This window comes from Nocardioides lacusdianchii (assembly GCF_020102855.1).
Taxonomy (GTDB): Bacteria; Actinomycetota; Actinomycetes; order Propionibacteriales; family Nocardioidaceae; genus Nocardioides; species Nocardioides lacusdianchii.
The window spans coordinates 19,782-42,468 of the sequence record NZ_JADHZD010000011.1 but is presented as its reverse complement, the minus strand read 5'-3'; the positions used below and the strand labels follow the sequence as shown (position 1 = coordinate 42,468).

Sequence of the window (22,687 nt, the reverse complement as noted above, 5' to 3'; positions counted from 1 at the left end):
CGCCGGGTGGTGGGAAGTGGGGAAACCGGGGTGCGACCCCCGTGAGCCGTCGCTGTGGACGGGTATGTTGCGCGCACCACATACCGTGGTGGCGACCGAACGAGGGGATGCACGACGTGAGCACTGGGGCAACCGGGCAGGCACCTGACCTGGACACAGTGCGCCGGGTGACCGGCGCCGTACGCCAGAACATCGAGCGCGTGATCGCGGGGAAGCCCGACGTCGTCAACGCCGCCCTCGTCGTCCTGCTCGCCGAGGGCCACCTCCTCATCGAGGACGTCCCGGGCGTGGGCAAGACCCAGCTGAGCAAGGCGCTGGCGCGCAGCATCGACTGCTCGGTGCGGCGCATCCAGTTCACCCCGGACCTGCTGCCCTCCGACGTCACCGGCGTCTCGGTCTTCAACCAGAACACCCGCGAGTTCGAGTTCCGCCCCGGTGGCGTGTTCGCCAACATCGTGGTCGGCGACGAGATCAACCGCGCCTCCCCCAAGACGCAGTCCGCGCTGCTCGAGGCGATGGAGGAGCGCCAGGTCACCGTCGACAACGCGACCTACATGCTCGAGAAGCCGTTCATGGTCATCGCCACCCAGAACCCCATCGAGATGGAGGGCACCTACGCCCTCCCCGAGGCCCAGCGCGACCGCTTCATGGCGCGGGTGTCGGTCGGCTACCCCGTCGAGGCCGCCGAGATCGCGATGCTCGAGGGGCACACCGCCCACAACCCGCTCGACGACCTCGAGCCGGTCACCGACGCCGGGGAGCTGCGCAAGGTGATCGAGATCGTCGGCCGGGTCCACGTCTCCTCGGCCGTCCACCGCTACGCCGTCGCGCTGACCACCGCGACCCGCGTGAGCAACGACCTCCACCTCGGTGCCTCACCGCGCGCCACGCTCCACCTGGTGCGCGCCGCCAAGGCCGTCGCGGCGACGCAGGGGCGCGACTACGTCCTGCCCGACGACATCCACGGGATCACCTCGCCGGTGCTCTCGCACCGCCTGCTCCCCAACGTCGAGGCGACGATGAGCGGGCGCACCACGGCGGCGATCCTGTCGGGGATCATCGAGTCGGTCCCCGTCCCCGACGCCACCAGCCGTGCGTGAGGCGCTCGCTGCCCTGACCGTCCGCGGACGGGCGTTCCTGGCCGCCGGCACCGCCACGATCGTGGCGGCGATCGTGGTCGGTCACTCCTCCGTCGTCCGCATCGGCGTCTTGGTCGCCGTCCTGCCCCTGCTGACCGCGTGGTGGGTCGGGCGCTCGCGCTACCGGCTGGCGCTGGTCCGCACGGTCTCCCCCCAGCTCGTCGTCGCCGGCCAGCCCGCGACCGTCGAGCTCACCGTCGCCAACGAGTCGCGCACCCCCACGGGAGTGCTGCTGCTCGAGGAGCGGCTCCCCTACGTCCTCGGCACCCGGCCGCGCTTCGTGCTCGAGGGTCTGGGCCACGGCTGGCGCCGCCACGCGACCTACCAGGTCCGCTCGGAGCTGCGCGGCCAGTTCGACATCGGTCCGATGTCGGTGCGGGTGACCGACCCGTTCGGCCTCGTCGAGCTCGGGCGCACGTTCCACGCCACCACCCGCCTCACCGTCACCCCGCGCACCATCCCGCTGCCCAGCATCCCGATGGGGGGCGCGTGGACGGGCTCGGGCGACAACCGTCCGCGTGCCTTCGCGACCGGCAGCGCCGAGGACGTCACCGTCCGCGAGTACCGCCGCGGCGACGACCTGCGACGCGTGCACTGGCGCAGCTCGGCGCGCACCGGCGAGCTGATGGTGCGTCGCGAGGAGCAGCCCTGGCAGTCGCGGGCGACGGTCTTCCTCGACAACCGCGGCACCTCGCACCGTGGTCAGGGCGCGGCGAGCTCGCTGGAGGGGGCCGTGTCCGCCGCCGCCTCCATCGCGGTGCACCTCGCCCACCACGGCTACACAGTCCGGCTGGTGACCGCGTCCGGCGACAGCCGCGAGACGCAGTGGCACTCCCAGACCGCGGAGGCCAGCACGATCCCGCTGCTCGAGGCGCTGGCGGTCGTGCAGCTCGACCACTCCCCCGCCCCCGACACCCAGTGGCTCGCCGAGCCCGGCCACGGGGGGCTCACCATCGGCGTCTTCGGCGGCCTCGGCGAGCGCGACCTGCCGTTCCTGCGCCGCCTCCAGCACCACGCGTCGTCGAGCCTGGCCATCGCGCTCGACGTCGACGCCTGGGCGCCCCACCTGCCCGTGCAGCCCGGCGTCGGGGCGACCACCCACCTCACCGCCAGCGGGTGGCGCTCGGTCACCCTCGGCCCGCGCGACCGCCTCGACACCTCGTGGCAGGAGCTCGGGATGATGCAGAGCCGCGCCGTCGCACCGACAGGAGTCGCCCGATGAGCCCGACGAGTTCGTCGTGGAGCACGCTGCCGCACCAGCTCCGGATCGCGGGGATCGCCCTCCTGGCCGCCTGGGTCACCGTGCTGTCGTGGAGCGTGCTGACCGCCGGCTTCGCCCGCGTCGGCATCCCGCTGCTGATGATCGGCGTCGTCCTCTCCGGAGGCGGCGCCCTCGCCCGGTGGGCGCGACTCCCCGCCGCGGCGATCGTCGCCGCGCAGGTCGTGCTGGGCGCGCTGCTCGTGCTCGGCACCACCACGGGCTCCCCCCTGCCGACGCCCGGCAACGTCGACGCCTTCCTCCTCGCCCTCGACGGCGCGCTGGAGAGCTCGCGCAGCTACGCCGCACCCGTCCAGCTCGGGGTGCCGCCGGTGCACCCCCTGCTGCTCATCGGCGGCACGCTCATCGTGCTCCTCGTCGACGTCATCGCCTGCACCCTGCGCCGGGCACCGGTGGCCGGGCTCGTGCTGCTGGCGGCGTACACCCTTCCGGTGGCCGTCACGGGCGAGGCAGTCTCGTGGTGGATCTTCGCCGCGATCGCGGCCCTCTTCCTCACCCTCGTCTTCCTCCAGCACAGCGACCACGTCACCAGCTGGGGCCGATCGCCTGATGCGGACCGGTCGTCCTTCTCGGTCCGCACGGGCGCGATCGGCAACACCGCCGTCGCGCTCGGTGCCGCCGCCATCGCGCTGGCCGTGGTCGTGCCGGCGGCCGTGCCGACGATGAGCATGAGCGTCTTCGACGGCAACGGGCCTGGCACCCGTGAGGTCGAGGTGCAGGACCCCATGGTGGACCTGCGTCGCGACCTGAGCCGCGGCCAGGACATCCCGCTGCTGTGGGTGACCACCGCGGGCCCGCGACCGACCTACCTCCGCCTGTCGGTGCTGACGCGCTTCAACGGCTCCTCGTGGACCCCGGGCGACCGCGAGATCCCCGACACCCAGACCGCCACTGGCGCCCTTCCCCCATTGGACGGAGTCAACGCCAGCCTGCCTCGCAAGGAATACAAGTACGACGTGCGCGTCGGGCCGGACTTCGCGTCCACCTGGCTTCCCACGACAGCCCAGGTGAGCCGCATCGCGGCCGGCACGGACTGGCGCTACGACGTCGGCACACGGGACTTCATCGGCGCCCGCGACGGGGTCACCACTGCCGACCGGACCTACGACTTCACCGGCGTCGAGCTCGACTACGACGCCCAGGCCATGAACGATGCCGTCTCGGGAGCAGGCAGCGTCGCGGGTATCTACACCGACGTGCCGTCGTCACTCAACAACGAGATCCGCCGCCTCGCCGCGACCGTGACCGCCGACGCACCGACCCGCTTCCAGAAGGCGCAGCTGCTCCAGCAGTGGTTCCGAACGGACGGCGGCTTCCGCTACGACGTCGCGCAGGCCGAGTCGGCCGGGAGCGGCGGTGCGGACCTGCGGGCCTTCCTGCTCGAGGACCGCGTCGGCTACTGCGAGCAGTTCGCCGCCTCGATGGCCATCATGTCCCGCGTCGTCGGCATCCCGAGCCGTGTCGCCGTCGGTTTCCTCGCCCCGGAGCGGTCCACCAACGGCGCGTGGGAGTTCTCCTCCCACGACCTCCACGCGTGGCCCGAGCTCTACTTCCCCGGCTCGGGATGGGTGCGCTTCGAGCCCACGCCGCAGGCCCGAGCCACCCAGACGCCGGCCTACACCGAGGCCGAGTTCGAGGCCGTCACCGAAAGCCCCACCCCGAGCGCGAGCCGCTCCACCGAGCTCCTCCCCGAGCGCGGCGACGAGCCCAGCGCCGACACGGGCGCGGCCGACCCCGACACCACCTCGATCCCGTGGGTGCCGATCATCGCGTCCGTGCTGGGCGTGGCCCTGCTGGCCCTGTTGCTGCTCACCCCGCGCCTGGTGCGCGGAGCCCGCCGCCGGCGCCGGCTCGACGGTGACATCGAGGACCTCTGGGTCGAGCTGCGCGACGTCGCCCGCGACCTCGGCCAGGCCTGGCCCGTGGGCCGCTCACCCCGTCGCGTCGGCGACTGGCTGGGCCGCCTGCTCGCCGCCCCGGAGACCGACGGCGTCCGCCCGGACCGGCCCCGTCGCGGGCGCGACCAGGCCCCCGAGGCGGCGTACGCGCTCGACCGGCTCGTCGTCGCGCTCGAGCGCAGCCGCTACGCCCGCGACCCGGAGTCCTTCACCGCCGCCCAGCACGCCCACGACGCAGACCTGGTCGAGCAGGCGCTGGTCGCCGGCGTGACGCCGCGCGAGGTCCGTCGGGCGTCGTGGTGGCCGGCCTCAGTCGTGGGACGACGTACGACCTGGCGTCCACGCGGCCGCGCAGGGGCTGCCCAGACCGAGACCCCGGACCACGAGACCAGCCGGACGGTCGACGAGCTCGTCGGCTGAGCGGGCACTTCCTCGCGCTGGAACATGCCGAGTGGGCACTTCCTCGCGTTGGGAGATACCGAGCGGGCAGTTGCTCGCGCTGGGAGTTACCGACCGGGCAGTTCGTCAGGCTCGAGGCCCCGCTGTGGGTGCGAGGAAGTGCCCGGTCAGTGCGCGTCAGCGCGAGGACGTGCCCGGTCAGTGCGCGTCAGCGCGACGAAGTGCCCGGTCAGTGAGGCGAGGGCTCAGAAGCCGCGTTCGCGGCGGCGGCGCCACCGCTCCTCCATGCGCTCCATGAACGGAGCGCCGGAGCGCTGGCGGCCCGCACGACCGGGACGGTGCTGACGACCGCCGTCGACGACGCCGAAACCGCTCTTGCCGGCGGCGCGCACCTTGGGTGCCGGGTGGCCGGGGTTGCGGGCCGAGGTCAACGCCAGGATCGCGCCGCCGAGCATCACGACGAAGCCCAGGACACCCAGGCCGGTGCGGACCAGCGGGTTGTCACCCAGGAGCACGGCACCGATGAGCGCACCGACGCCGACGATGAGGATGCCACCGCCGAGCACCATGCGGCGACGGGCGGCGCGCTGGAACGAGGTGCCACGCAGGGTCGAGGCGAACTTGGGGTCCTCTTCGACGAGCGCGCGCTCCATCTGCTCGAGCAGTCGCAGTTCTTCCTCGGAGAGCTCCACGGTTCCTCCTCACCTCGTGCCTCAAGTCTAGGCACGGTCCTGCACCTACGGTAGGCGTGATGGTGAAATTCCCCCGACCCGGGCACGGGAACCACCCGTACGGGTCCCCTGCGGCACCACCACAGGGTCAGTCCCGACGGACGAGGCTCGCCGGACGGACCGCAGCAGCGCCGAAGCGGCGCGTCGCCCGGTCGACCGCGCGGTCGGCCTCCGCCCACCCCCGATCAGGCTCCCCGAGCGCCAACTGGTGGTGGACCGTGGCGCGTGGCACCAGCCCCTCCACGCGTACGCCGACCAGGCGCAGGCGGGCGCGCTGGAGGCCGAGCGCGTCGTAGAGCCGGGTGACCGCGCGGTGGATCTCGACGGTCACGTCGGTGGCCTCCGCCAGCGTGCGCGAGCGGGTGATGGTGGTGAAGTCGGAGAAGCGGACCTTGAGGGTGACCGTGCGCCCGGCCACCTCGGCCGAGCGCATCCGACCGGCCACCCGCGCCGACAGCCGCAGGAGCTCTCGCACGACCACGTCCCGGTCGTCGGTGTCGCGGGCGAAGGTCTCGTCGGCGCCCATCGAGCGCTGCGGCTCGTAGGGCCCGGAGCGGACGGTGAGCTCGCCGCGGTCGGTGCCCCAGGCGAGATGGTGGAGCTGGCGCCCGAGGTGCACGCCCACGGCGCACTGGAGGGACGCCAGCGGCGTGTGGGCCACGTCGCCGACGGTGAGGAGGCCGAACCGGTGCAGCAGCGCCTGGGTCTTCTCCCCCACGCCGTAGAGATCGCCGACGTCGAGCGGGTGGAGGAAGGAGGTGACCTCGGCCGGTGGCACCACGACGATCCCGTCGGGCTTGGCGCGCCGACTGGCGACCTTCGCCACCGACACCGACGCCGCGATGCCGACCGAGCAGGTGATCCCCTGCTCGTCGTGGATCACCGAGCGCAGCCGCTCGGCGATCTGGCGTGGCGTGCCGAGGCGCCGTGCGGACCCGCGCACGTCGAGGAACGCCTCGTCGAGCGACAACGCCTCCACCAGGGGCGTGACCTCGCGGAAGGTCTCCATCACCGAGGCCGAGACGCTCGTGAAGGTCGCGTAGTCGGGGGCGAGCACCACGACGTGCGGGCACAGGTGGCGTACGCGGGCCATCGGCAGCGCCGAGCGGACGCCGTAGCGGCGGGCCACGTAGTTGGCGGCCAGCACCACGCCGCGCCCGCTGCCACCGACGACGACGGGCTGGTCCACGAGGTCGGGGCGCTCGCGGAGCGCCACGGAGGCGTAGAACGCATCCATGTCGACGTGCAGGAGCGGGGTGTCGGTCACCGGCAGCCCCCGGCAGCGGGATCAGCGCGTGGCGATGACGTGCAGCTGTGCGGCGAGGGGGAGGTATTCAGGGCGGGTGGCCACGGCCTGCTCGAGCTCGACCAGCGCCGCGGTCGCGCCCGGCTCGAGGTCGAGGAGGCTGCCGGGGACGAGGTCGGCGAAGACGCGCACGGCCTGGACGACGGACGGCTGGAGGCCGGCCCCGACGAGGAGGTCGACGACCTCGTCGTGGGTGAAGCGGTGCCCGCTCCGACCGGCGGACGCAGCATCGCCGTCGAGGAGCTCGCGGGCGGCCTGGAAGTGACCGGCCATCGCGCGTGCCACGACGGCAGCGTGGCGCTGGGCGACCAGCAGGCTGAGGTGACCCCCGGGACGCAGCACACCCGCGATCGCCGCGAGGGAGCCCGCCGGGTCGTCGACCATCTCGAGCACGCCGTGGCACAGGACCAGGTCGGCGTCCGCGACCAGGCCGGCCAGGTCGGCGAGGTCGCCCTGCTGCCCGGCGACCCGGTCGGCGACACCCCGCTCGCGGGCGCGACGGTCGAGCGAGGCCAACGCGTCGGGGCTGGGGTCGATGACCTGGACGGCGTGGCCGAGCTCGGCCAGCGGCACGGCGAAGCCGCCGGTGCCTCCGCCGACGTCGACGATCCGCGCCTGCTTGTCGGGGAAGGCGCCGGGCGCGTCGAGCACGCGGCGTACGCCGTCCCAGACCACGCCGGTCCGCACGGACTGGCGACGCTCGCTGGCGGAGGAGCTGGCAGAGGGCTGCGGCATGGGAGCAACCCTAGTGGGAGCGTCGGCGCGGCCCGGGTCATCCCGGGCTCCCCGGGCTGCGGTGCCACAGGCTGCGGGCGAGGCCTGCCTGTGTGTCGGCCGGGTCGCCAGCGCCACCTCACGCCACGCTGGCGTGCGGCACCAGGCCGAGCGCCTGCTCGATGACAGCGAGGAACCGGTCGGCGTCGCGCACCAGGTCGTCGGCCTCACGCTCGCTGACGGCACGGGTCGAGCCCGCCTCGGCGGCGGCGCGCTTGGCGGCACCGGATGCGAAGAAGCTCGCCCACTCGGTGAGCTCGGGGGCGACCTCGGCGAGCAGGACCCACGCGTTCTTCTGCCGTCGGCCCCTCGGCGCCGGCTTGGCCCGTGCCGCGAGCAGGGCGGCCGCTGCGCACAGCGCGGCGACGTGCGCGCAGGCATAGCGGGTGGGCACGTCGCGCGCGGTGATCGCGTCGTGGAGCGAGGTGGCCGAGCGCTGGAGGTAGGAGTGGGCGGACGCCGGGACGAGGTGGGGGCTCAGGGTGTGGTCCATCTCGGCGCCTCAGTCCAGGCTGCCGACGAGCTGCCAGCGCCCGTCGGTCCAGTCGAAGGACAGGTCGAACACGCCGTAGGTCGGCGGGGACTCCTCGTCGGGCACGGGACGGACGGGCGGGGCGCCGCGGCCGGCCTCGACCCGCCACAGCTCACGCTCGGCCAGCAGGTCGCCCGCAGCGCCGTCGCGGTCGACGGAGCCCTGCCACCACGGGCCGGTCTCCACCCAGTGCGCGACCACGGCGCGCACCTTCCACAGCCGGCCGCGCCACAGGAACTGGTCGGGGTCCTGCTCCTCGCCACGTCGCACCTCGACAGGGTCGTCGTACTGCCTCATCACGCCTCCTCACGCTCCGTCGACCCCGGGGCCGACCCGGGCGGAGGTGGGGGTCGAGGTCACCACCACCCGGGTCGCATCGAACAGATGTTCGAACACCCCGAACGTTACTCCTCCCCACCGACAACGCGTCAAGAGCGGCCGAGGAGGGGACGGGCTGAACCCTGGAGCAGTGAGGTGCTCAGACGTCGCGGAGGTGGGCCGTGGTCTCGCGTTGCCAGAGGAAGAACGAGAGCACGAGGCCCTCGAGGATGACCAGCGCCGAGAGCACCACGAAGATCGTGGGGAGGTGGGAGTCGAGGCAGACCGCCCCCACCAGGACGCCGATGCCCGCGGTCGCGGTGAGCACCGGACGGGTCCAGGCGTGGCCGCCGAGGAAGAACGAGGCGAGGACCACCGCCAGCAGGGCGAAGCCGACGAACGCCACCACCGACAGCGCCACGAAGCCCGGCACGATCGGGTCGTCACGCAGCTGCTCGATGCCGCCCTGGGCCAGCAGCTCCTGCGCCGTCGGGTTGCCCTGGGCCCAGCCGAGGATCACCTCGTCGCGCATCAGCCAGGTCAGCAGGGTGATCACGCCCGAGGTGGCCACGATCAGGCCCAGCACTCGCACGCTGTTGGTCACGGACCGGGGCACGTCGCGCGCCATGCATCACTCCTGAAGCTCATCGGTTGTCGTCGCTAGGCTCGCATCATGTCGACCGAGCACACATCGATCACCTCATTTCGAGGCGAGCTCACCCGGCGCGGCGGGACGGGTGACGTGGTCATCCTGCCCGACAGCGCCCACACTGCCGCACTTGCCGCGGCGGCACTGGGCTGCGAGGTCGGCGCCATCGCCAACAGCCTGCTGTTCGACGCCGGCGGCGAGCCGGTGCTCATCCTCACGTCGGGCGCCCACCGGGTCGACACCGCGGCGGTGGCCGGGCGCATCGGCGTCGGCCGGTTGAAGCGCGCGGACCCCGAGTTCGTGCGCCGTCACACCGGGCAGGTCATCGGTGGCGTCTCCCCCATCGACCACCCTGAGCCGGTCCGCACCTGGATCGACCCGTGGCTGCGGCGCCACGACGTGGTGTGGGCCGCGGCGGGCCACCCTGCTGCGGTCTTCTCCACGACGTACGACGAGCTCGTGGCGATGACGGGAGCCGTCGAGGTCGACGTCGAGGCCCCGCAGGACGGTGCCTGAGCCGTGGACGCGCTGTCCCTGACCTTCTCCAGCGGATGGGCGAGCGGCATCAACGCCTACCTGGTCGTCCTCGTCCTGGGCATCGCCGACCGGGTCGGCACGGTCGCGGAGATCCCCGACGCGCTGGGGCGCTGGGACGTGCTGGCGGTCGCGGGCTTCCTCTACGCGATGGAGTTCGTCGCCGACAAGATCCCCTACATCGACTCCACCTGGGACGCGATCTCCACCGCGATCCGTCCCACCGCGGGCGCCGTGATCGGCGTGCTGCTCGCCGGCGAGGCATCCTCGCTCGACCAGGCGGTCCTGGGCGTCGTCGGTGGCGGCACCGCGCTGCTCAGCCACCTCGCCAAGGCCGGCGGACGGCTGGCGATCAACACCTCCCCCGAGCCCGCGACCAACATCCTGGCCAGCCTCACCGAGGACGCCGCGGTGCTGGCCGTGGTGTGGTTCTCGCTCGAGCACCCGCGAGCGGCGGCAGCCGTGGCCGGCGTGCTGCTCCTGCTCGGGCTCGTGATGCTGTTCTTCCTCTCCCGCCTGATCCGCCGCGGCTGGCGTCGGTGGAAGGCGGGCCCGACACGCGCGGGCGTCGGAGGTCCGGTCGCCTAGGGTTCACCCGTGGCGCGCGTGGTGGTGGTCGGTGGCGGGTTCGGCGGCATGGCGACGGCCGCGCGGCTGGCCAAGCTGGGCCACGACGTCACCCTCCTGGAGCGCGCCGACCACCTCGGCGGCGCCCTGACCTCGGTCGAGCACGACGGCTTCACCTGGGACGCCGGCCCCGCGAGCACCCTGCTCCCCGCCGTGGTCCGCGACCTGTTCCGCAAGTCCGGCCGTCCGCTGGAGCGCGAGCTCGACCTGCAGCCGCTCGACCCGGTCCGCGAGCACCGCTTCGGCGACGGATCGTCGGTCCGGGTCCCCGGCGGGTCCCGCGCCGCCCAGCTCGCGGCCTTCGAGGGCCTCGGGCCGGGCCTGGGGCAGCAGTGGGTCGACCACGTGGCGTCGTACGGCGAGGCGTGGGAGCTGCTGCGCAAGGAGTGGTTCGAGCGACCCTTCGACGCCGACGTCGCCCCGCGCGAGCTGGTCGACCTCCTCGGGCGACGCGAGTCGCTGGACAAGCGGCTGCGCCGGACGTTCCGCGACGAGCGGCTGCGGCTCGTCGCCGGGCACCGACTGGTCATGGCCGGCCACGAGCTGCGCAACGCCCCGGTGCACGCCGGCGTCGACATCTACCTCGAGCAGCGCTTCGGCGCCTGGACGGTCCCCGGTGGCCTCGCCGCGCTCGGCGCCGCGATGGCCGCGCGGCTCGAGCTGCGCGGCGTCACGGTCCGGACCGGGACCGAGGCCCTCGACCTCGTCGTGCGTGGCGGACGGGTGGCAGCCGTCCGGACCGCCGACGGCGAGGTGGGCGCCGACCACGTGGTGGTGGCGATCGACCCGCGCCGCCTGCCCGCGCTGGCGTCGTACGTCCGGCGCACGATGCCGGCGATGCCGCCCGTGGTCTGCCACGTCGGCCTGGCCGGTGACATCCCGGACCTCCCGCACGAGGTGGTGGTGCACGGCGACCCGCTGCTGGTGGTGCGCACCGGGGGCCGGGCACCCGACGGCGCCGCGGCCTGGACGGTGCTGGGCCGCGGCCGCATCGCCGAGGACGTGCTGCTGGCGCTGGCCCGCCAGGGCATCGACGTGCGCCGGCAGGTCGTCGCGCGCGTCGACCGCAGCCCCCGCGACCTCGTCGAGGCGTGGGGTGGGTCGCCGTGGGGCGTGCTGTGGCAGGGTCCGCGCACGTCGCGCGACCGGCTCGGACCGCGTACGCCGATCCCGGGCGTGCTCACCGCCGGCGCGCACGCGACCACCGGCTCGGGACTCCCCTTCGCCGGCCTCAGCGCGGCGCTGGTGGCCGCGGTGGTCGGCCGCGCCTGACACGAGCGGTCAGTAGGCGAGCTCCCACACGACCGTGACGGTGCTCGTCACCGTCGCCTCGCCCGGCTCGATCGCGCCGGCGTCGTGGGCCATCGCCATCCGGGGCATCGGTGCCGGACCGCCCTGCCCTGCGTCTCCCTCGACGATCGACTGCACGGCGCCGAGGCCCGCGCCGGCCATCCGGGCGAGGGCAGCTGCCCGGTCGCGGGCGTCGTGGAACGCCGCCTCGCGCGCCTTGGCCCCCGCGCCGTGGTCCTCGGTGACCTCGAGGCCGACGCTGTCGACCGCGAGCGCGTCGCCGACCCCGGCCGCGAGATCGCCGAGCATCGCGCCCGCCGCGGACAGGTCGGCGCACCCGATGGCGAAGGCGTGCCGGGCCTCGTAGCCCAGGCGGGTGCCGGAGTGGTCGTGCCAGGGCCACACGGTGATCCCGGTCGAGGCGATCCGGCGCTGCTCGGTGTGGCGCCGTGCCACCTCGACCACCGCACCGCCCGCCGTCGACATGGACTCGTATGCCTCCGCGACGCCGGTGCCGCGGGCGACCGCGGACAGCCGGACCACGGCGCTGTCGGGCGCGACACGGGCGGTGCCGGTCCCCGTGACGGTGACGGTCATCATGCGCGCCACCGTAGCCGGAGCCGCGGCAGGCGTGAGGTCACACCGTGATGCGCAGGTTGGCGAAGATCTCGCGCGTCGCCTTCGACCGGTTGAGGGTGTAGAAGTGCAGGCCCGGTGCGCCGGCCTCGAGCAGGTCGCGACAGAGCTCGGTCGCGATCGCGATGCCCTCGGCGCGCAGCCGCTCGGGCTCGTCGGCGAGCGGCTCGAGCCGGGAGGTGATCTCCTCGGGCAGCTGGCGGCGGGAGAACTCGACCATCCGCTGCATCGAGCGGAGGTTCAGGATCGGCATGATGCCGGGGATGATCGGCAGGTCGGCGCCCACCGCTCGCGCCCGCTCGACCAGGCCGACGTAGTCGGAGGCGCGCAGCACCATGTCGGTCACGGCGAACTCGGCGCCGGCGTCGTGCTTGGCCTTCAGCACGTGGGCGTCGGTCTCGAGGTCGACCGCGTCGACGTGCCCCTCGGGGAAGGCCGCGACACCGATGCGCATGTCGGCCCGCTCGCGGATCAGCGCGACCAGCTCGTTGGCGTAGGTCAGGCCGCCCTCGGTCGGCGTCCAGGGGCTCCCGGGACCGCTCGGCGGGTCACCGCGCAGCGCCATCACGTGGTGCACGCCGGCCCGGCTGAGGTCGTCGAGGATCGTGGTGAGCTCCTCGACCGTGTGGCCGACGCAGGTCAGGTGCGCGACCGGCAGCATGCTGGTCTCGCGGGCGATGCGCTCGGTGATGGCGACGGTGCGGTCGCGCGTGGTGCCGCCGGCGCCGTAGGTCACCGAGACGAAGGTCGGGCCGTAGGGCTCGAGGTCAGTGATGGCCTGCCAGAGCTGCTCCTCGCCGGCCTCGTCCTTCGGCGGGAAGAACTCGAAGGAGAAGGACCGCTCGCCGCGCGCAAGCAGGTCGCGCATGCTCAGGCCCCGTCCGTCGCTCATGGGCGCAAGCCTACGGAGCCCCGCGATGCGCCGGTGCCCTTGTCCACTGATTAGGCTCCATGACGTGACGACCTGGAACCCCGCATCCTTCCGCGACCAGGTCCAGCAGGTGCTGGATGCCTTCCTCGACCGCCGCGCCGCCGAGCTCGCGCCGCTGGGCCCCGACGCCGGTCGCCTGATCGACGAGGCGCGTACGGCGGTGCGCGGCGGCAAGCGGTTCCGTGCCGCCTTCTGCCACTGGGGCTACCGCGCCGTGCAGCCCGACGTCGCCGACGCCGCTGCGCTGGCCCGCGCGTGCGCGGCGCTGGAGGTGCTGCACGCCAGTGCGCTCGTCCACGACGACCTCATGGACGCCTCCGACACGCGGCGCGGCCGTCCGGCCACGCACCGCGCCTTCGAGGGCGAGCACCGCGCGGCCGGCTGGCGCGGGGATCCCGAGCAGTACGGCGCCGCCGCGGCGATCCTGCTCGGCGACCTGCTGCTTGGCTGGTCCGGCGACCTGCTGCGGGGCTCCGGCTTCGCCGCCGACGACGTCGCCTCCGGCATGGCGCTCCTCGAGCTCTGCCGCACCGAGGTGATCGCCGGGCAGTTCCTCGACGTCTCGGTCCAGGCCCGCGGCCACGCCGACGTCGACACGGCGATGACCGTGCTGCGCTACAAGTCCGCGAAGTACAGCATCGAGCGACCGCTCCACATCGGTGCCGGCCTCGCCGGTGCCACCGCGGCGCAGCTCGAGCAGCTGGGCCGCTTCGGCCTGCCGCTCGGCGAGGCCTTCCAGCTGCGCGACGACGTGCTCGGCGTCTTCGGCGACCCGGCCGCGACCGGCAAGCCGGCCGGCGACGACCTCGTGGAGGGCAAGCGCACGGTGCTCGTCGCGCTCGCCCTCGACGCCGCTCCCCCGGCCGCCGCCCGGCGTCTCGATGCCGCGCTCGGCACCCCGCTCGACGCGGCCGACGTGGAGGAGCTGCGCGCGATCATCGAGGACTCCGGCGCCCGCGCGCAGGTCGAGGCGGTGATCGGCTCGTTGGCCGACCATGCCGTCGAGACGTTGCACGCGGCCGAGATCGACGGCGGTGCCCGCGTGGTGCTCACCGAGCTCGCGGCCGCAGCGACCCAGCGCACCGTCTGAGCGCGCAGGGGCCTCAGTCGAGGCTGGTGATCCCGGGGAGCACCGGGCCCTCGCCGCGCAACAGGACCGTGAACGGCACGCCCCGGTCGTCGTTGACCCGGGAGCCGAGGACGCTGAGGGCGATGCTGAAGGCCCGCTCGTCGGCGCGGGCCAGGGTGGCCCACCCGTCCCAGAGCAGGACGACCCCGTCGCGCCCGGCGCCGATGTCGTGCAGGCAGTCGGCGAGGGCGTCGAAGTTCCGGCCGTAGTGCCCGGGGAAGTCGAGGGCATCCCCGACGGCGTCGAGGAAGCCTGCCTTGGTGTCCCCCCGGGTCCAGCCATCGACGTGGGCGAAGCCCCACCCGGCGTGCTCGACGCTGTGGCGTACGTCGGCGGCGTCGAAGGCGCCGTGCCACGTGTGGATGCCGGGGGCCTCGCGCCCGGCCAGCACCGCGGCGAGCCCGCTCACGAGTCCACGTCCACGCGGGCGAAGGAGCTGTAATGGTCGTCGGTCCAGTAGTACTCGCCGGGCGAGCCGGCCACGATGCGGCGCGCGCCACGGTCGTACGAGCCGGGCGTCGGCACGGTGTACTCGCGGTAGTAGCCGCTGGGTCGGTCGGGCAGGAGCTCCTCGCGGTTGCCGAACACCCCGCCGTCGTGCTCGGGCTCGGGGAACGGCCCGCCGGCCTCGATCAGCTCGACCGTCCGGGCGGCCTCCGGCGGGAGGTCGGAGAGCCCGACGAGCGGGAGGCCGCTCGCCGAGCCGGTGGACGGGAAGGTGGTCGGGGCGTCGGAGACCGCCTCGTCCAGCTGCGGCAACAGCTCTGACGGCGCGTCGCTGGTCCCGCTGCCGGCGCTGGGGTCGGTGCCGTCCCGGTCGGCCGGGATGAACATCGAGACCAGCAGGATCACGGCCGCGGCGAGCAGCACCACCCACCGGTAGCGCTGCCGTGCGGCCGAGGCCGGCATCAGTACTCCAGCACCTGCGCGCGCCGCTTGACCTCGCTGCCGCGGTTCTCACGCAGCGCGTCGATCGGGCGCCCCGGGAGGTCGTCGTCGGTGAAGAGCCACGCGATGCACTCGCGGTCGTCGAAGCGGTGGTCGTGCAGCAGCGTGAGGAGGCCGGGCAGGCCCTTCACGATCAGCCCGTCCTGGAAGAAGTCGGCCGGCACGCACGGGCCCGCACCCGGCCTGGGCACGGCGGCGGCAAGCTCGTGCTCGCGGATCATCGTGCGGACCTTGGCCGGCGTCACGCCGAGCAGCGATGCCACCTGGCCCCAGTCCAGCCACTCGGTGACGAGGGCGGCGAGGTCACGCTCGGCGAGGGGGACGTCACTCGTGCCGGGGGTGGCCGGCTCACTGCGCTCGCTCATGCCCGCAGCCTAGGCGAGGAGGGACGCAGGCGGTGAGTCGCGGCGCACCGGCACACGCTGAGGGACCGTGGACGGAGTTGTCGCCCCGGCACCGGATCCGTAGCGTGTCGTGGATGCACCCCCTCCGATCTGCCCTCGCCGCAGCCCTCGTGGGCATGCTCGCCCTGGCACTCTCCCCCGTCGTCGCCCCCGCCTCGGCCGACCACTACGACGGCGCCCCCGGACCGGTCCACGCCGGCAACACCTTCGGCTGGTACCAGCACGGCGTGTTCCGCCAGGAGTTCATCGGGCCCAAGCCGGCCTTCTGGAAGAAGAAGGGCCGCGGGGTCGTCCGCACCCAGAACGGCATGCTCACGCTGATGAGCACCCGGCGCGGCAGCGTGTCCGCCACGCTCGACCTCAAGGGCCACACCTACGGCCGCTGGGAGATCCGGATGCGGGCCCGCACCATGTCGAAGGTCAAGGGCGGCAAGCCCTTCAAGGTCGTCACCGAGCTCGTCCCCGGCGGCACCCGCGACCAGCACTGCGGCGGACGCGACATCGGCATCGAGAACTTCACCCTCGGCACCAACACCGTGAAGTCCTACGTCCACACGCTCCCGAACAGCTCCTACCGCGGATTCCTCGGCCGGCACCTGCGCAACGACCGGTGGCACACCTACGGAGTCGAGGTCGCGAAGGACCACGTCTCCTGGTTCGTCGACGGCCACGTCATCAACACCGAGCGCCGCGCCGGCGCGCTGGACCCGGTGCCGCGACAGCTGAAGTTCGAGCTGCGCGCGCAGGGCGGCAAGAAGATGGACCCGGCCCGGATGCAGATGGACTGGATGCGTTACTGGTCGATGCGCGCGCCCAACGAGAAGTCGATCAAGGCCCCGCAGCTCGAGCTCAGCACCTTCAACGGCGCCTGCTGACCGCTGCACCACGACGACCAGCCGCACGGCGGCCGGGTCGGGCGACACGCCCGACCCGGCCGCCGTTCGCGTTCGACGTACGGCGGTCGGTAGCGTCGATTGCTTCGTTCGCGCGCTTCCCTCCCGGGACCTCGTGCCCCGGGCGCAGCGGACGGGACGAGGAGCAACCCCCGTGCCCCGAGCAGACCAATCCCGACATCTCCACCCCCGACAGCCCCGGCCCCGACACGACCGACCCCGCGCCAGCGCGCTCGCCACGGCCGTCGGCGTCCTGGCCGCCTCGCTCGCCACGGTGCTGACCGCGACGCCGGCCCACGCCGACCACGAGCGGCTGCCCGCCGACCGGACCCTCCGGTCCCACGTCGTCCAGCCCGGCGACACCGCGTCAGGCCTCGCCGTGCGCTTCCACGCGTGGACGGCCGAGATCGTCTCCCACAACCACCTCGACGGCGGCGGTTCGCTGCGCGTCGGCGACCGGATCGAGATCCCCGTGGTCGGGCGTGACGGCGACGGTCGCGACGGCGGGCGCGCCACCTCGATGTGGCAGCACCCCGACGCGGACCGGGAGAAGGTCCGGCGGGTGGTCGCGGGAGCCGCTCGCCGCCATGGCGTCGACCCCCAGCTCGCCCTCGCCGTGTCATGGCAGGAGTCCGGCTGGCAGATGGGCGTGGTCTCCAGCGCCAACGCCATCGGCGCCATGCAGGTCCTGCCGTCGACCGCGCGCTGGATGGAGCAGTACGCCGGACGCTCGCTGCGGCTGCGCAAGCTCGGCGAAAACGCGCAGGCCGGCGTGCTGCTGCTCAAGGTGCTGTCGGCGCACACGCAGCGGCGTACGCACAAGATAGGCGCCTACTACCAGGGCCTCGGCGCGGTGCAGCGCCACGGGCTCTACGACGAGACCCGCACCTACGTCGACAACGTGGAGGCCATCAAGCGCCGCCTCGAGGACGGCCGCCCGCCGTCCTGAGCGTGGCGGGCCGGGTGCGGCGCGCCACGCCGGGACCGCGCCTGCGCGTGGCCGCGCCCCGCACTTCCGTACGATGAGCACGCCGGATCCTTCCCCGTCCGCTTGTGCGATCCGGCGCTGGAGGTCGAGCAGTGGAGCCATCCGAGCACGCCCGCGCGGCTGCGTCCGGCGGCTCCGGCGACCCCTTGGTCGGCCGGCTGCTCGACGGTCGCTACCGCATCGGCCCGCGCGTGGCCCGCGGTGGCATGGCCAGTGTCTACGAGGCCACCGACACCCGCCTCGACCGCACGGTCGCGGTCAAGGTGATGCACCCCGGCCTCGGTGACGACCGCGAGTTCGCCGAGCGCTTCGTCCGCGAGGCCCGCGCCGCGGCCCGGCTCAACCACCCCCACGTGGTGGGGGTCTACGACCAGGGCGACGACACCTCGGACGGGCAGGACACCGTCTTCCTCGTCATGGAGTACGTCCCCGGGCACACCCTGCGCGACGTCATCCGCAAGGAGGCGCCGATGCCGCCGGCCCGGGCGCTGGCGCTGCTCGAGCCGGTGGTGTCCGCCCTCGCCGCCGCCCACCGTGCCGGCCTGATCCATCGCGACGTCAAGCCCGAGAACGTGCTCATCGCCGACGAGGCCCACGGTAGTCGCGTCAAGGTCGCCGACTTCGGCCTGGCCAAGGCCGTCAGCGCCGACACCCAGCACACCGCGACCGGCGGCGTGCTGATCGGCACGGTGTCCTACCTCGCGCCCGAGCTGGTCGTCGACGGGCGGGCCGACGCGCGGGCGGACGTCTACGCCGCCGGCGTCGTCCTCTACGAGCTGCTCACCGGCAGCAAGCCCCACGAGGGCGAGTCGCCGATCCAGGTCGCCTACCGCCACGTCCACCACGACGTGCCGATGCCCTCGGCGGTGCAGCCCGGCATCCCCGACTACGTCGACGCGCTCGTCGCGCGCGCCACCTCGCGCGACCGCGAGCACCGCGCCGCCGACGCAGGCGTGCTGCTGCACCAGCTGCACCGCGTCGAGCAGGCGCTGCGTGACGGCCTGGCCTCGGACCCCGACCTGACCTCCGACCTGCTCCCCCGGCGTACGCCCGAGGCCGACGACGCCGGCCCGGTCGGCAACGACACCACCCCCGAGCCGTTCGACGCCGGCGCCCTCGCGCTCCTGACCGAGGTCGACCCCCGCGACTCCGGGCTGGTCGACGACGGCAGCCCCGACCGCACGACCGCGCTCGAGCGCCACCTCGTGCCGACCTCTGCTGCTCCTGCTCCCACCGCGCCGGAGCCCGCCCCGGTGACCGAGCCGATGACCGCAGCCGCGCGCCCGACGGCTGCGGCCTCCGCCCCGCGCCCCGCACCGGGGCGCGCCCCGTCCAGGGTCGCGCCGGTCGGGACGACCGCGCGGCGCCGTTCGGCGAAGGGCCCGATCCTCCTGCTGCTCGCGCTCCTGCTGGTGGCCGGCATCGGCGTCGGTGCCTACTGGTTCGGCTGGGCGCGCTACACCACCACCCCCGCTGTGCTGAACCTCGACCAGGCCGCCGCGACCGCCGAGCTCGAGGCCGCCGGCCTGGAGGTCGAGGAGGGCGAGCCGGCCTACTCCGAGAACGTCGCCCCCGGCCTCGTCATCGGCACCGACCCGGGCCCCGGCGACCGGGTCCTCAGCGGAGGGACCGTCGCTCTCGTCCTGTCCCTGGGACCGGAGCGCTACGACGTACCTGCCCTCGAGGGGAGCACCGAGGACCAGGCGCAGGACGCGCTGGCCGCGACCAACCTCGTCTTCGGCGAGAGCCGCGGCAGGTGGAGCGAGACCGTGCCCGAGGGGCAGGTGATCCGCACCTCGCCCAAGGCCGGCACCACGCTCAAGCCGGGTGCAGTCGTCGACCTGGTGCTCAGCCGCGGCCGCAAGCCGATCGAGGTCAGGGACTTCACCGGCAAGTCGTTCGACGACGCCCGGGAGGCGCTCGAGGCGCGGCGCCTCGAGGTGAGCGTGGCCGGCGAGGAGTTCAGCGACACGGTTCCCGAGGGGTTCGTGATCTCCCAGGACCCGACCGGCGGCACCCTCTTCCGCGGCGACACCGTCTCCTTCGTCGTCTCCCAGGGCCCCGAGCTCGTCGAGGTCCCGCGCGTGCGGGCGATGGGCGTCGAGGCCGCGACGTCGCTGCTCGAAGGACTCGGCTTCGCCGTCGAGACCGACGAGGCCGACGGCTACCTCGGACTCGGCTTCGTCTTCAGCTCCGACCCCGGGTCCGGGGAGTCGGTGCCGAAGGGCTCGACGATCACGTTGTTCCTCATCTGAGGTCCTAGCCTTCCTCCGTGGAGCACGAGCAGACCCGGCGTACGACCCTGCTCGCGGCGGCCGCGCTGCTGGCCATCGCAGCCTGCTGGGGCTCGACGTTCTTCCTCATCAAGGACCTGCTCGACCGGGTGCCGACGCTCGACTTCCTGGCCGTGCGATTCAGCATCGCGGCAGTGGCGCTGCTGATCGTCGCACCCCGCGCGCTCGGTCGCCTCTCCCCGGTGGTGCGCCGCCACGCCGTCGTCCTGGGCGTGCTCTACGGCGTCGCGCAGATCCTGCAGACCGCCGGCCTCGCGCACACGCCGGCGAGCATCAGCGGCTTTGTGACCGGGCTGTACGTCGTCTTCACCCCGCTGCTCGCCGCCGCGATCCTCCGCACCCGGATCCCGCCGATCACGTGGGCCGCCGTGCTGCTGGCCACGATCGGGCTCGGCGTGCTGGCCCTGCGCGGCTTCAGCATCGGTTACGGCGAGGTCATCACGCTGGCCTCCGCAGTCCTCTACGCCCTGCACATCGTGGGGCTCGGCGCGTGGTCGACGGCCCAGGACGCGGTCGGCATGACGATCCTGCAGATCATCGTGATCGCAGTGATCTGCACCGTGGCCACCGCCCACGACGGGATCGTGCTCCCCGACCGCACGAGCGACTGGATCTCGGTCGTCTACATGGCCGTCGTCGTCGGCGCGCTCGGACTGCTCGCCCAGACCTGGGCACAGGCCCACCTCCCGCCCACGCGCAGCGCCATCATCATGAGCATGGAGCCCGTCTTCGCCTCGCTCTTCGCCGTCTGGCTGGGTGGGGAGGACGTCACCACGCGCCTGCTGCTGGGCGGGTCGATGGTGCTCGTCGCGATGCTGACCGTCGAGCTCGCCCCACGGCGTGTGGTCGAGGGCGAGGTCCCGCACATCGCGGTCTGAGGCCCGGCCGCCCGGCCTCCGACGTTCGCAGACCACCGGACGCGGTGGACCCGCCCGCCTAGGGTGGGGCCGTGGACAGTTGCGTGGCGTGCGGGGCCGAGCTCGGCGTGGGCCGGTTCTGCCTCAACTGCGGGCACCCGATCGGTGCTCCGGCGCCCACCCCTGCTGCCCCTGCCCCTGCCCCGGCGGAGGCCGAGCAGCCGGCGGAGGTGCCGGTGCAGGCGGCCGACCCGACGCCGGTCCCCCCGACCGGTCCCGTCGAGCCCCCGCCGTCCGGTCCCGCGCCGTCCGAGCCCCCGCCTGCCGACGTACGCCCCGCACGCAGCCGCACGTGGGACCCCCGCGACGACCTGCTCCCCTACGAGGAGGTCGACGACTTCGCGGCCGACGACCCGGTGCGCGGATGGGCCTGGGCGGTCTGGGTCGCGTTCGCCGTCGCCCTGGTCGTCCTCGTGGTCGTGCTGATCCGTGTCTTCGGCACCGACGGCGACGTCACCGCGTCCGACCCCGACACCGACCCGTCGAGCGCCAGTGCTGCGGTCGAGGAGGACCCGTCCGCCCCTGCGAGCGACGTCCCGAGGGGTGTCGGCAAGCGCCTCGACCTCGCGGAGTCCGCGACCTTCGGGGTGCCGGCGACCGCTCCCGCCACCACCGACTTCGACGGCACCCTGGTGGCCTACGAGGCCTCCCAGATGGCCGACGGCAACCCGGCCACGACGTGGCGCACCGCCGGCGACGCCACCGGCGAGCAGGTCGTCATCACCCTGGCCGAGCCGGGGGTGGTCACCCGCGTGGGGCTGGTCAACGGCTACGCCAAGCAGGTCGCCGGCGTCGACTGGTACCCCAACAACCGACGCATCCTCGCCGTCACCTGGACCTTCGAGGACGGCACCGAGGTCGAGCAGACGTTCGCCGAGCGACCCGCCATGCAGCTGATGAAGGTGCCGCCGGTGGAGACCTCGACGGTCACCGTGACGATCACGTCGGTGACGCCGCCGGGCAGCGGCAACCTCGGTCGCGACTACACCGCGATCAGCGAGGTCTCGGTCATCGGTCGCCGAGCCGGCTGAGCACCACCGCCGCCCGCTCGGCGTCGGCCCGCGACACGTCGAGGTGCGTCACGAGCCGTACGGCCCGGGGACCGACCGCCGCGATCCGCACGCCCTCCTCGGCCGCGCGCGCGACGAAGGACGCTGCGTCGGGCCGGTCGACGACCACGATGTTGGTGTCGACGGCGGCCGGGTGGAGGCCGAGCGCCTCGCCGAGCAGCCGGGCGTGGGCGTGGTCGTCGGCCAGCCGCTCGACGTGGTGCGCGAGGGCGTACGCCCCGGCCGCGGCCAGGATGCCGACCTGGCGCATCCCGCCGCCCATCCGCTTGCGCCGCACGCGGGCCTGGTCGATGGCGTCGGCCGAGCCGACCATGAGCGATCCCACCGGCGCTCCGAGGCCCTTGGAGAGGCAGACCGCGAGGACGTCGGCGATCCGGCCGTAGTCCGCCAGCGGCGTGCCGGTGGCGACGTGGGCGTTCCACAGCCGGGCTCCGTCGAGGTGCACCCGCGTGCCGGTCGTGTCCGCCCAGGCGCGCAGGTCGCGCAGGTCGTCGATCGGGACGACCGTGCCGCCCGCGAAGTTGTGGGTGTTCTCCACCGACACCGCCGCCGTGCGCACGAAGAACGGCCCCATGTCGGGCGCGTGCAGGCCCTCGATCGCCGCGAGGTCGACACGGCCGCGCTCACCGGTCCACGTACGCATCGTGATGCCGCTGATCGCGCCGTGGGCGCCCAGCTCGGCGCGGGCGATGTGGGCCGACGACTCGCACAGCACCTCCTCGCCCGGCTGCACGACGCTCGCCACGGCGAGCACGTTGGCCATCGACCCGGTCGGCGTGAAGAGCGCGGCCTCGTGGCCGAACAGCCCGGCCACGTGCTCCTGCAGGCCGGTGACCGTCGGGTCCTCGCCGTAGACGTCGTCGCCGACCTCGGCACGGGCCATCGCGGCCCGCATCGCCTCGGTCGGACGGGTGAGGGTGTCGGAGCGCAGGTCGATCACGGGGGCGAACCTACCCGTGGCGCGGCGGAGCCGACCCGCCGGGCGGCGGTGAGCCAGACAC

The 22,687-nt window shown here is 73.7% G+C and carries 24 protein-coding genes; 12 read left to right on the top strand and 12 right to left on the bottom strand.

Annotated features, from left to right (window positions below):
* Positions 1-116: 116 nt before the first annotated feature.
* Genes IRX98_RS15550 through IRX98_RS15540 form a run of 3 tightly spaced genes read left to right on the top strand, consistent with a single transcriptional unit; the run spans position 117 to position 4,736 of the window.
* Positions 117-1,100, top strand: coding sequence for an AAA family ATPase (locus IRX98_RS15550; protein WP_224278281.1), 984 nt, complete (start codon positions 117-119; stop codon positions 1,098-1,100).
* The gene (locus IRX98_RS15545) at positions 1,093-2,361 is read left to right on the top strand and encodes a DUF58 domain-containing protein (RefSeq protein WP_224278279.1); all 1,269 of its coding nucleotides are present in this window, start codon (positions 1,093-1,095) and stop codon (positions 2,359-2,361) included. The genes IRX98_RS15550 and IRX98_RS15545 overlap by 8 nt, the downstream gene beginning before the upstream one ends.
* Positions 2,358-4,736 (top strand): transglutaminase TgpA family protein, encoded by a 2,379-nt coding sequence (locus tag IRX98_RS15540; protein WP_224278277.1) that lies wholly within the window; start codon positions 2,358-2,360, stop codon positions 4,734-4,736. The genes IRX98_RS15545 and IRX98_RS15540 overlap by 4 nt, the downstream gene beginning before the upstream one ends.
* Before the next feature lie 224 nt (positions 4,737-4,960).
* Here IRX98_RS15540 and IRX98_RS15535 read toward each other — a convergent pair whose 3' ends face one another.
* The 6 genes from IRX98_RS15535 to IRX98_RS15510 all read right to left on the bottom strand — a co-directional run bounded on the left by IRX98_RS15535 (position 4,961) and on the right by IRX98_RS15510 (position 9,004).
* Positions 4,961-5,407: an SCO2097 family morphological protein gene (locus IRX98_RS15535; RefSeq protein ID WP_224278275.1), complete on the bottom strand. Its 447-nt coding sequence runs from the start codon at positions 5,405-5,407 to the stop codon at positions 4,961-4,963.
* A gap of 127 nt (positions 5,408-5,534) precedes the next feature.
* Positions 5,535-6,713 carry a DNA polymerase IV gene (gene dinB, locus IRX98_RS15530; protein ID WP_224278273.1) on the bottom strand — a complete coding sequence of 393 codons (1,179 nt, stop codon included), beginning with the start codon at positions 6,711-6,713 and terminating at the stop codon, positions 5,535-5,537.
* 21 nt (positions 6,714-6,734) lie between these two features.
* Positions 6,735-7,325 carry a methyltransferase domain-containing protein gene (locus IRX98_RS15525; protein WP_372456094.1) on the bottom strand — a complete coding sequence of 197 codons (591 nt, stop codon included), beginning with the start codon at positions 7,323-7,325 and terminating at the stop codon, positions 6,735-6,737.
* Positions 7,326-7,605: 280 nt separating this feature from the next.
* Positions 7,606-8,019: an SAV_6107 family HEPN domain-containing protein gene (locus tag IRX98_RS15520; RefSeq protein ID WP_224278269.1), complete on the bottom strand. Its 414-nt coding sequence runs from the start codon at positions 8,017-8,019 to the stop codon at positions 7,606-7,608.
* Between the two features lie 9 nt (positions 8,020-8,028).
* Complete coding sequence (locus IRX98_RS15515) at positions 8,029-8,355, bottom strand: DUF6504 family protein (protein WP_224278267.1); 327 nt, start codon at positions 8,353-8,355, stop codon at positions 8,029-8,031.
* Positions 8,356-8,536: 181 nt separating this feature from the next.
* Positions 8,537-9,004 (bottom strand): hypothetical protein, encoded by a 468-nt coding sequence (locus IRX98_RS15510; protein WP_224278265.1) that lies wholly within the window; start codon positions 9,002-9,004, stop codon positions 8,537-8,539.
* Positions 9,005-9,049: 45 nt separating this feature from the next.
* Between IRX98_RS15510 and IRX98_RS15505 the strand changes: the two genes are divergently transcribed.
* Genes IRX98_RS15505 through IRX98_RS15495 form a run of 3 tightly spaced genes read left to right on the top strand, consistent with a single transcriptional unit; the run spans position 9,050 to position 11,458 of the window.
* Positions 9,050-9,541, top strand: a complete 492-nt coding sequence (locus IRX98_RS15505; RefSeq protein WP_224278263.1) for a YbaK/EbsC family protein — start codon at positions 9,050-9,052, stop codon at positions 9,539-9,541.
* A gap of 3 nt (positions 9,542-9,544) precedes the next feature.
* Entirely contained in the window at positions 9,545-10,147 is a 603-nt protein-coding gene (locus IRX98_RS15500) for a DUF4126 domain-containing protein (RefSeq protein WP_224278260.1), read from the top strand.
* A gap of 9 nt (positions 10,148-10,156) precedes the next feature.
* Positions 10,157-11,458, top strand: coding sequence for a phytoene desaturase family protein (locus tag IRX98_RS15495; protein ID WP_224278258.1), 1,302 nt, complete (start codon positions 10,157-10,159; stop codon positions 11,456-11,458).
* A 9-nt stretch (positions 11,459-11,467) separates the two neighbouring features.
* Here the strand turns inward: IRX98_RS15495 and IRX98_RS15490 are convergent, their stop codons facing one another.
* Both IRX98_RS15490 and metF read right to left on the bottom strand, forming a co-directional pair.
* Positions 11,468-12,076: an SIMPL domain-containing protein gene (locus IRX98_RS15490; RefSeq protein WP_224278256.1), complete on the bottom strand. Its 609-nt coding sequence runs from the start codon at positions 12,074-12,076 to the stop codon at positions 11,468-11,470.
* Positions 12,077-12,113: 37 nt separating this feature from the next.
* A complete protein-coding gene (metF, locus tag IRX98_RS15485; RefSeq protein ID WP_224278253.1) occupies positions 12,114-13,004 on the bottom strand; it encodes a methylenetetrahydrofolate reductase [NAD(P)H] in 891 nt (296 codons plus the stop codon).
* Between the two features lie 64 nt (positions 13,005-13,068).
* Here metF and IRX98_RS15480 point away from each other — a divergent pair, with 64 nt between their 5' ends.
* Positions 13,069-14,133, top strand: coding sequence for a polyprenyl synthetase family protein (locus IRX98_RS15480; RefSeq protein WP_224278251.1), 1,065 nt, complete (start codon positions 13,069-13,071; stop codon positions 14,131-14,133).
* A 13-nt stretch (positions 14,134-14,146) separates the two neighbouring features.
* On the opposite strand, the gene IRX98_RS15475 is transcribed toward IRX98_RS15480, so the two are convergent.
* The 3 genes from IRX98_RS15475 to IRX98_RS15465 are packed head-to-tail and all read right to left on the bottom strand — an operon-like array spanning position 14,147 to position 15,485.
* On the bottom strand, positions 14,147-14,581 hold the full coding sequence (locus IRX98_RS15475; protein WP_224278249.1) for a barstar family protein: 435 nt from the start codon (positions 14,579-14,581) through the stop codon (positions 14,147-14,149).
* Entirely contained in the window at positions 14,578-15,081 is a 504-nt protein-coding gene (locus IRX98_RS15470; protein ID WP_224278247.1) for a guanyl-specific ribonuclease, read from the bottom strand. The genes IRX98_RS15475 and IRX98_RS15470 overlap by 4 nt, the downstream gene beginning before the upstream one ends.
* Positions 15,081-15,485 carry an Rv2175c family DNA-binding protein gene (locus IRX98_RS15465; RefSeq protein WP_224278245.1) on the bottom strand — a complete coding sequence of 135 codons (405 nt, stop codon included), beginning with the start codon at positions 15,483-15,485 and terminating at the stop codon, positions 15,081-15,083. Before IRX98_RS15465 ends, IRX98_RS15470 begins: the two co-directional genes overlap by 1 nt.
* Before the next feature lie 113 nt (positions 15,486-15,598).
* Between IRX98_RS15465 and IRX98_RS15460 the strand changes: the two genes are divergently transcribed.
* From IRX98_RS15460 to IRX98_RS15440, 5 genes are all read left to right on the top strand, one after another.
* Positions 15,599-16,399, top strand: coding sequence for a glycoside hydrolase family 16 protein (locus tag IRX98_RS15460; protein WP_224278243.1), 801 nt, complete (start codon positions 15,599-15,601; stop codon positions 16,397-16,399).
* Positions 16,400-16,571: 172 nt separating this feature from the next.
* Positions 16,572-17,366 (top strand): lytic transglycosylase domain-containing protein, encoded by a 795-nt coding sequence (locus IRX98_RS15455; protein WP_224278241.1) that lies wholly within the window; start codon positions 16,572-16,574, stop codon positions 17,364-17,366.
* A 131-nt stretch (positions 17,367-17,497) separates the two neighbouring features.
* A complete protein-coding gene (locus tag IRX98_RS15450; RefSeq protein ID WP_224278240.1) occupies positions 17,498-19,660 on the top strand; it encodes a Stk1 family PASTA domain-containing Ser/Thr kinase in 2,163 nt (720 codons plus the stop codon).
* 17 nt (positions 19,661-19,677) lie between these two features.
* Positions 19,678-20,577 carry a DMT family transporter gene (locus IRX98_RS15445; protein ID WP_224278239.1) on the top strand — a complete coding sequence of 300 codons (900 nt, stop codon included), beginning with the start codon at positions 19,678-19,680 and terminating at the stop codon, positions 20,575-20,577.
* Positions 20,578-20,648: 71 nt separating this feature from the next.
* Entirely contained in the window at positions 20,649-21,647 is a 999-nt protein-coding gene (locus tag IRX98_RS15440; protein WP_224278238.1) for an NADase-type glycan-binding domain-containing protein, read from the top strand.
* Here the strand turns inward: IRX98_RS15440 and IRX98_RS15435 are convergent.
* On the bottom strand, positions 21,625-22,626 hold the full coding sequence (locus IRX98_RS15435) for a threonine aldolase family protein (protein WP_224278237.1): 1,002 nt from the start codon (positions 22,624-22,626) through the stop codon (positions 21,625-21,627). The genes IRX98_RS15440 and IRX98_RS15435 overlap by 23 nt on opposite strands.
* Positions 22,627-22,687: the final 61 nt, after the last annotated feature.

Excerpts from the sequence above, each read along its gene's own strand:
- IRX98_RS15540 (WP_224278277.1), top strand. The coding sequence starts at position 2,358 with ATGAGCCCGACGAGTTCGTCGTGGAGCACGCTGCCGCACCAGCTCCGG.
- IRX98_RS15520 (WP_224278269.1), bottom strand. The coding sequence starts at position 8,019 with ATGGACCACACCCTGAGCCCCCACCTCGTCCCGGCGTCCGCCCACTCC.
- IRX98_RS15515 (WP_224278267.1), bottom strand. The coding sequence starts at position 8,355 with ATGAGGCAGTACGACGACCCTGTCGAGGTGCGACGTGGCGAGGAGCAG.
- IRX98_RS15510 (WP_224278265.1), bottom strand. The coding sequence starts at position 9,004 with ATGGCGCGCGACGTGCCCCGGTCCGTGACCAACAGCGTGCGAGTGCTG.
- IRX98_RS15505 (WP_224278263.1), top strand. The coding sequence starts at position 9,050 with ATGTCGACCGAGCACACATCGATCACCTCATTTCGAGGCGAGCTCACC.
- IRX98_RS15490 (WP_224278256.1), bottom strand. The coding sequence starts at position 12,076 with ATGATGACCGTCACCGTCACGGGGACCGGCACCGCCCGTGTCGCGCCC.
- metF (WP_224278253.1), bottom strand. The coding sequence starts at position 13,004 with ATGAGCGACGGACGGGGCCTGAGCATGCGCGACCTGCTTGCGCGCGGC.
- IRX98_RS15470 (WP_224278247.1), bottom strand. The coding sequence starts at position 15,081 with ATGCCGGCCTCGGCCGCACGGCAGCGCTACCGGTGGGTGGTGCTGCTC.
- IRX98_RS15465 (WP_224278245.1), bottom strand. The coding sequence starts at position 15,485 with ATGAGCGAGCGCAGTGAGCCGGCCACCCCCGGCACGAGTGACGTCCCC.
- IRX98_RS15460 (WP_224278243.1), top strand. The coding sequence starts at position 15,599 with ATGCACCCCCTCCGATCTGCCCTCGCCGCAGCCCTCGTGGGCATGCTC.